At 42.2% G+C, this 7,634-nt stretch carries 8 protein-coding genes; all 8 read left to right on the forward strand.

Going from position 1 to position 7,634, the window contains the following annotated elements; all coding sequences use genetic code 11:
• A partial coding sequence (hisF, locus tag V7083_RS08385) for an imidazole glycerol phosphate synthase subunit HisF (protein WP_335477013.1) occupies positions 1-618 on the forward strand: 618 nt, incomplete at its 5' end.
• Positions 615-1,241, forward strand: coding sequence for a bifunctional phosphoribosyl-AMP cyclohydrolase/phosphoribosyl-ATP diphosphatase HisIE (gene hisIE / locus V7083_RS08390; RefSeq protein ID WP_335477015.1), 627 nt, complete (start codon positions 615-617; stop codon positions 1,239-1,241). The genes hisF and hisIE, both read left to right, overlap by 4 nt.
• 222 nt (positions 1,242-1,463) lie before the next feature.
• On the forward strand, positions 1,464-2,957 hold the full coding sequence (locus V7083_RS08395) for a tetratricopeptide repeat protein (RefSeq protein ID WP_335477017.1): 1,494 nt from the start codon (positions 1,464-1,466) through the stop codon (positions 2,955-2,957).
• 131 nt (positions 2,958-3,088) lie between these two features.
• The gene (gene trxB / locus V7083_RS08400; protein ID WP_335477019.1) at positions 3,089-4,039 is read left to right on the forward strand and encodes a thioredoxin-disulfide reductase; all 951 of its coding nucleotides are present in this window, start codon (positions 3,089-3,091) and stop codon (positions 4,037-4,039) included.
• A gap of 509 nt (positions 4,040-4,548) precedes the next feature.
• Positions 4,549-5,007, forward strand: a complete 459-nt coding sequence (locus V7083_RS08405; RefSeq protein WP_335477072.1) for an 8-oxo-dGTP diphosphatase — start codon at positions 4,549-4,551, stop codon at positions 5,005-5,007.
• 21 nt (positions 5,008-5,028) lie between these two features.
• Positions 5,029-5,922: an RNase adapter RapZ gene (gene rapZ / locus V7083_RS08410; protein WP_335477021.1), complete on the forward strand. Its 894-nt coding sequence runs from the start codon at positions 5,029-5,031 to the stop codon at positions 5,920-5,922.
• Positions 5,919-6,902: a gluconeogenesis factor YvcK family protein gene (locus V7083_RS08415; RefSeq protein ID WP_335477023.1), complete on the forward strand. Its 984-nt coding sequence runs from the start codon at positions 5,919-5,921 to the stop codon at positions 6,900-6,902. The genes rapZ and V7083_RS08415 overlap by 4 nt, the downstream gene beginning before the upstream one ends.
• A gap of 97 nt (positions 6,903-6,999) precedes the next feature.
• Positions 7,000-7,634 (forward strand): DNA-binding protein WhiA (gene whiA / locus V7083_RS08420; RefSeq protein WP_335477025.1); only part of this gene is annotated, 635 nt, incomplete at its 3' end.

A 7,634-nucleotide genomic window follows, 5' to 3' on the forward strand; every position in this document is an offset into this window, starting at 1 on the left:
GTGTTCTTGGACATCTCGGCATCAGTAGAGGGCAGAAAGACGATGGTTGAGGTCGTTAAATCTGTTGCCTCGGAGCTGGCGATTCCCTTTACGGTCGGGGGCGGCATCAATTCTCTTGAGGATATGAAAAAGATCCTCCGTGCTGGGGCGGACAAGGTCTCTCTTAATACAGCGGCTGTGTTGAATCCGGAGGTAATCCGAGAAGGTGCGGGTTATTTTGGCTCGCAATGTATCGTGGTAGCAATTGATGCCAAATATGATGAGACAGTCGGCACGTGGCGTGTTTATACCCATGGCGGACGCACACCGACAGATAAACTAGTGATTGAGTGGGCACGTGAAGCTGCTGAACTCGGAGCCGGTGAAATTTTACTAACCAGTATGGATAGTGACGGGGAGAAAAACGGCTTTGATTTATCTCTGACTCGTGCTGTCAGTGAGGCAGTTTCGATTCCAGTCATTGCTTCAGGCGGGGCAGGAAATGCTGAACATTTTGCGGAAGCATTTTTAGAAGGAAAAGCAGACGCCGCTCTTGCTGCCTCCATTTTTCATTATAAAGAAAGCTCGGTATATGAAGTGAAAAGCTTTTTGCGGGAAAGAGGAGTGATGGTACGATGAATCTAGAAGAAGTAAAATTTGATGAGAAGGGCCTTGTCCCGGCAATCATTCAGGATGCTGAGACATTGGAAGTTTTGACCCTGGCCTATATGAACAAGGAATCACTGGGAAAATCACTAGAAACCGGTGAAACTTGGTTTTACAGCCGTTCCCGCCAGGAGCTGTGGCACAAAGGCGCGACAAGCGGCAATACACAAGCAGTGGTTAGCATCAAATATGATTGTGATCAGGATGCGCTTTTGGTGTTAGTTAGTCCTAAAGGACCGGCTTGCCACACAGGTGCCGTCAGCTGTTTCTCTGAAGGAGTGTCAGGACGGATTGAGTCCTTAGCAGACTATCGAATTTTACAGACACTTGAAAAAGTGATCCTGCAACGCGAGCAGGAACGTCCTGAGGGTGCCTATACAACCTATCTTTTTGAAAAAGGCGTCGACAAGATCTTGAAAAAAGTTGGCGAGGAAGCTGCAGAGGTAATCATCGCTGCTAAAAATCGCGATGAGGAAGAACTGAAGTGGGAGGCAGCCGATCTGCTTTACCACCTACAAGTGCTGTTGGTTGAACAAGGTCTTCCGTTTAAAGAGGTATTGCAAACATTAGAAGAAAGACATAAAGACCGGTCCTAAGAGGATCGGTTTTTTCTATAGTTGAAAAAGATTTGTAGAAATATAGGGCATTTATTCTCTTTTATTGTTGAATTGCACTATCTTATTCGTAGAAATCCCTCCGTTTCACAACGAATCCCTCACCGATAAATTTTGCCATCGGCTAAAGAGCCCAAATTCCTTCTCGTACAAGTCCCTGATGTGTTATACTACATTAGTTATTAATGTGTGATGGAGGACTTCATGGGTAGAAATGCAAAAGCAAGAATGCAAAAAGGAAAATTACTTTCATTCGTTCCGACGGGGGAATATTATTTCAAGAAGGGGATTAAGGCATACCATCGACGTGATTTTTTGAAAGCAAAAAAATATCTTGGGCGGGCGCTGCAGCTTGAGCCGGGCGAGCCGATGATTGCATGCCAGTTGGCCATTGTGTCAACAGAACTGGGCGAATTTGAAGATTCCAACCGACTCTTGCACCTCATCCTTGAAGATCTTGATGCTGAAATGGCAGAATGCCACTACTTCTTAGCAAATAATTATGCCCATTTGGGATTTTTTAAAGATGCTTACCACCATGCCAAGCTTTACATGAAGCTAGATCCGGATGGTGATTTTACAGAAGATGCTGAAGAGTTGCTTGAGCTCTTGACGTTTGAGTCTGATGACTTAGAAGAAGAACTTTATCAACAAGATGATCTGATTGTGAAGCAGGAGCAGGCACGTGAGTTGTTAGAGTCAGGCTATTTTCCGAAGGCGATTGAATTGTTGAACGAGGTCGTCGAAGAGTATCCTGAATATTGGTCGGCCTATAATAACTTGGCGCTTGCCTATTTTTATTTAGGGAAAAGTGAAAAGGCAGAGGACATCTTAAACGAAGTGTTAGAACGAAATCCGGGAAATCTTCATGCCTTATGCAACAAGCTGGTATTTGCGCAATATCAAGGTCGCTATAAATATGTTTCCGAGCTGGTTGATTCGCTGAAAAAGATTAAGCCGATTCTTAGTGAGCATCAGTATAAGCTGGGAACCTCTTTCGCGTTAGTCGGTGAATACGAGCATGCTTATTTTTGGCTGAAAAAATTATATAAAAATGGCTTTGACGGGGATGGGCCTTTTTACTATTGGCTGTCCTATGCGGCACACCACATCGGTCTGGAGAATTTTGCAAGAGCCGTTTGGAAGAAACTGCTGGAGATTAATCCCGATAAGGAAGGCAACGAGCCATGGAATCTTGATGAAACAAGAGAGAACGGTTTTGAAGACCAAATTGGATCCATTTTTCAAAAGCTTGATAGTGATTATGTAGAGGAGAGATTATTTGCCATCTTTTTAGCAACTGTCTCTAATAAAAAGGAAGAAATTATGAATTCTAAGCGGTTGTTCCAGAACCAGAGGTTTACCGCTGTGGAGAAGGAATATATTTCACTGATCCGTTCAGGAAAACCATCACTGACTGCCGATGCTCAGGAAGTAGCTGAGATATTTTACGAAAGTTATCAACCTATTGGAGCCATCGAATCTGGACTCTATTTAATGTGGTTCTCGGTGTTTGTCGAATTATTTAAAGCAAATATCAGTTTGAAAAATAAACAGGCGTGGGCTGGTGCAGTGGAATATGTATGGCACCGACTTCGCAGTGAAAAGGTGTCTCAGCAGGAAATGGCCAGCCGCTATGGCGTGTCTTCGGCGACCATTGGCAAATATGTCAAGATCGTTAATGAACTGTTGGATTAATCCGACACATTTTTGTCAAAATAGGTGCATGATTTGAGCAGATTTTTGGACTATAAATAGATTGTTTAATACGATTAAGTAGTAGGGAAGACTATACTTAATCGTTTTTTTTATAAGGAGTGAAATATACGATGACTGAGGAAAAAATGTACGATGTCATTATTGCTGGCGCAGGTCCTGCAGGAATGACAGCTGCAGTATATACATCGCGTGCAAATCTTGCGACGCTCATGATTGAAAGAGGAATTCCGGGCGGGCAAATGGCTAATACCGAGGATGTGGAAAACTACCCAGGTTTTGAAAGTATACTAGGACCGGATTTATCGACAAAAATGTTTGAGCATGCCAAGAAGTTTGGAGCTGAATATGCTTATGGTGATATTAAAGAAATTGTCGATCACGGTGACTATAAAACAGTGGTAGCTGGTGCTAAGGAGTATAAGGCCCGTGCAGTGATCATCTCTACCGGTGCTGAATATAAGAAAATTGGTGTTCCTGGTGAAAAGGATCTGGGTGGCCGCGGTGTTTCCTATTGTGCCGTGTGTGACGGAGCCTTTTTCAAAGGGAAAGAGCTGTTTGTCATTGGAGGAGGAGACTCTGCTGTAGAAGAGGGTGTGTATCTAACCCGCTTTGCTTCTAAAGTCACGATTGTACACCGCCGTGATCAGCTTCGTGCGCAAAGGATTCTTCAGGATCGAGCGTTTGCGAATGAGAAAGTGGACTTCATTTGGAATCACACCGTGAAATCCATCAATGACAAGGATGGCAAAGTTGGAAGTATTACGCTTGTGTCTACCGTTGATGGAACAGAACAGGAACTTCCGGCAGATGGCGTGTTCATTTATATCGGAATGGTGCCGCTGTCTAAACCATTTGAAAGCCTGGGCATTACCAATGAAAATGGCTATATTGAAACAAACGATCAAATGGAAACTAAAATTCCAGGAATCTTCGCCGCAGGAGATATCCGCGAAAAAACATTACGTCAAATCGTTACAGCAACTGGTGACGGCAGCATTGCCGCTCAAGCCGTACAGCACTTTGTGGAAGAACTAGCAGAAGAAATGAAACTAAAAAAATAAAACCGGTCTAGACAGCTCTTGTCTTGCAATCAGCCTGTGACCAATTGAAATAAATGTAACTTTTTACACCAAAAAAGTAACCCATTTATCACCCAACTGTAACAGCTCTGAAACAAAAATAAGGTATGATAAGAGAAATTGACCCCCTTTAAAATATACACCTTTTCCCGCACAGGACCAGCAGCCTGTGCTGTTTTTTTTGTCTGTTAAAAATACCCAAAATGTCCATATGGGGCGGACAAAATACCCTATTTGTCCATGGATGGTGCCTGTCACCCTACTGTTCACCCCCCACTGTCACCGCCACTTTACCGCCGTCCCCCAATTCCTCTTACATTATTCAAATGAAACAATTTTGTATTCATTGTGGGGGATTTGTAAAAATAGTATAATGAAAAGAATGAATTAGTTGTTCAGTGATGCTTTCGATGTTTGCCTTGGATTGTGAGTGTTGTCACGTGTTCGAGGATTTAAGTAATGTTTATGTTAATGGTGGAGAAGGTGAGGACATGCAGCGGGTTACGAATTGTGTGCTGATTAGGGATGAAAAGGTGTTGTTGCTGCAGAAGCCGCGACGCGGGTGGTGGGTTGCTCCCGGCGGGAAGATGGAGCCCGGTGAATCGGTTCGGGATTCTTGTATTAGAGAGTTCCGGGAAGAAACGGGTGTATATTTGAAGAATCCACAATTAAAAGGGATTTTTACCATGATTATAAAGGAAGGAGATCAACTTCTTTCTGAATGGATGATGTTCACCTTTTTAGCAACTGATTCGGATGGATCAGGACTTGACGAGTCAGAAGAAGGCAAGCTGGAATGGCAGCCGTTACATAAAATTAAGGATTTGCCGATGGCCGCTGGTGATCACCATATCATTGACTACATGATTCACGGCAAAGGAATTATCTACGGTACCTTTACTTATACAAAAGATTTTAAACTTATTAGTTATCGATTAGATCCAAGCTAAGAAGGAAAAGGGGGAATGGAAATGAGTACCGGTTCGACAAGTGATATCCAAATGGTCATCATTACAGGAATGTCCGGAGCAGGAAAAACAGTCGCAATCCAAAGTTTTGAGGATTTGGGGTTCTTCTGTGTCGATAATTTGCCTCCTACATTACTACCGAAATTTCTAGAACTAATGAAGGATTCCGGGAATAAAATGAATAAAGTTGCCCTTGTTATGGATTTGCGAGGCAGGGAATTTTTTGATCACTTATTTAAAGCACTAGATGAGTTAGCAGAAACCTCCTGGGTGACTCCACAGATTTTATATTTAGATGCGGATGATGCAACATTAGTACGCCGATACAAAGAAACAAGACGCTCTCATCCACTGGCTAAATCAGGGTCACCTCTCGAAGGAATTACTCTAGAACGTGAGCTTTTGGAAGAACTAAAGGGGCGTGCCCAGCTAATTTACAACACTTCCCAGATGAAACCACGTGAATTACGTGAGAAAATATTAACGGAATTTACCGCGAATAATCAATTAATCTTCACCGTCAATGTCATGTCATTTGGATTTAAACATGGAATTCCCATTGATGCTGATCTTGTTTTTGATGTGCGTTTTTTACCAAATCCACATTATATTGAATCAATGCGGCCGAAAACAGGGTTGGATGATGAAGTCTCAGGCTATGTTTTAAAATGGAATGAAACGCAGAAATTTTTGGAAAAAGTAACCGATTTATTAGGGTTTATGCTTCCTCATTATAAAAGGGAAGGTAAAGCCCAACTTGTTATTGCCATTGGCTGTACCGGCGGTCAGCACCGGTCTGTTGCCTTAGCGGAATATATCGGTCATTATTTCCAAAATGATTATAAAACGAAGATCTCACACCGTGACATTGAGAGGAGAAAGGATAAAACAACATGAGAGAATTTGGCCAGCCCAGAATTGTCGTCATAGGTGGCGGCACCGGGTTACCTGTACTATTGAGGGGTCTGAAACAATATCCGGTTGATATTACGGCCATTGTGACGGTTGCGGATGACGGCGGCAGTTCGGGCAGAATCCGCGAGGACCTGCATATTCCTCCTCCAGGTGATGTTCGAAACGTGTTGGCAGCATTATCAGATGTTGAGCCTCTCGTAGAGGAAATGTTTCAACATCGCTTTAAAACGTCAAATGAACTTTCCGGGCACTCCCTTGGTAATTTGATTTTAGCTGCCATGACTTCCATCACAGGAAATTTCGTTCATGCCATCCAGGAAATGAGTAAAGTTCTGAACGTAAGGGGAAAAGTACTGCCTGCTGCCAACCAAAGTGTTGTCCTGCATGCAGAAATGGAAGATGGTTCAACCGTATCGGGTGAATCGAAAATACCATATTCGGGAAAAAAAATAAAAAAGGTGTTCCTCACGCCAAAAAATATTCGTCCGCTGCCTGAAACGATTCAAGCCATTCGGCAGGCAGATCTAATCATAATTGGTCCGGGAAGTCTATATACTAGTATTCTTCCGAATCTACTCGTTCCACGATTAGGGGATGAAGTTTGTCGCTCCCAAGCTAAAAAGGTGTATATCTGCAATTTAATGACCCAAGCAGGTGAAACCCACGGCTATGCAGCCAGTGATCATGTAAAATCCATCTATAATCATATGAGCTGTGCCTTCATTAATACCATTTTGGTTAATAACGAGGAAATCCCCCAGGATGTTCAGCTGCGATATAATGAAGAATTGGCCCACCCTGTTCAATATGATGTGAATGAATTGTCTGAACTGGGCCTTGAAGTGGTACACGCAGATATCGCCAATTTGGAAAACGGTGCACTACGGCATGATCCGAAGAAAGTAGCCCAAATTTTATATAATATCCTCATTACTGAAACCAAAAAGCGATATGAAGCGTAAATAAGTTGTGCCTGTTTTTTACCGTAAAAATTTACAAAAAATTCATTTGAATTTTCCGAAAAAATAACCTATTGTTTTTAAAAAAGGGGGTGAAGGGATGTCTTTCGCTTCGGAAACGAAAAAAGAATTAACGAACTTAGAAGTGAAGCCCTGTTGTATTCGTTCTGAACTGTCAGCTTTAATCCGAATGAATGGTTCCCTTTCCTTCTCCAATCGTAAATTAGTCGTTGATATTCAAACCGAAAATGCCGCGATTGCACGAAGAATTTATACATTATTAAAAAAGAGCTACGATATCCAAGTAGAACTGCTTGTTCGTAAAAAAATGCGCTTAAAGAAGAATAATGTGTATATTGTCCGCTTAATGGAGCAGGCAAAGGATATTCTTGAAGACTTGAAAATCCTGGGTGAAGGATTTACCTTCGTCCATGATATTTCAGCTGAACTAATCAAAAAGAAGTGTTGTAAGCGTTCTTATCTGCGAGGAGCCTTTTTAGCAGGTGGCTCCGTCAATAATCCAGAAACATCATCATATCACTTAGAAATTGCTTCACTTTATAAGGAACATAATGATTCCTTATGTGAATTAATGAATACATTTGGCTTAAACAGTAAAACGTTAGAGCGGAAAAAAGGATATATCACATACTTAAAAGAGGCCGAAAAAATTACCGAATTCCTAAATATCATCGGTGCCCACAATGCTCTGCTTCGCTTTGAGGATGTCAGAAT

Source organism: Bacillus sp. JJ1764 (assembly GCF_036962145.1).
In the GTDB taxonomy this organism is placed as follows: domain Bacteria; phylum Bacillota; class Bacilli; order Bacillales; family Cytobacillaceae; genus Neobacillus.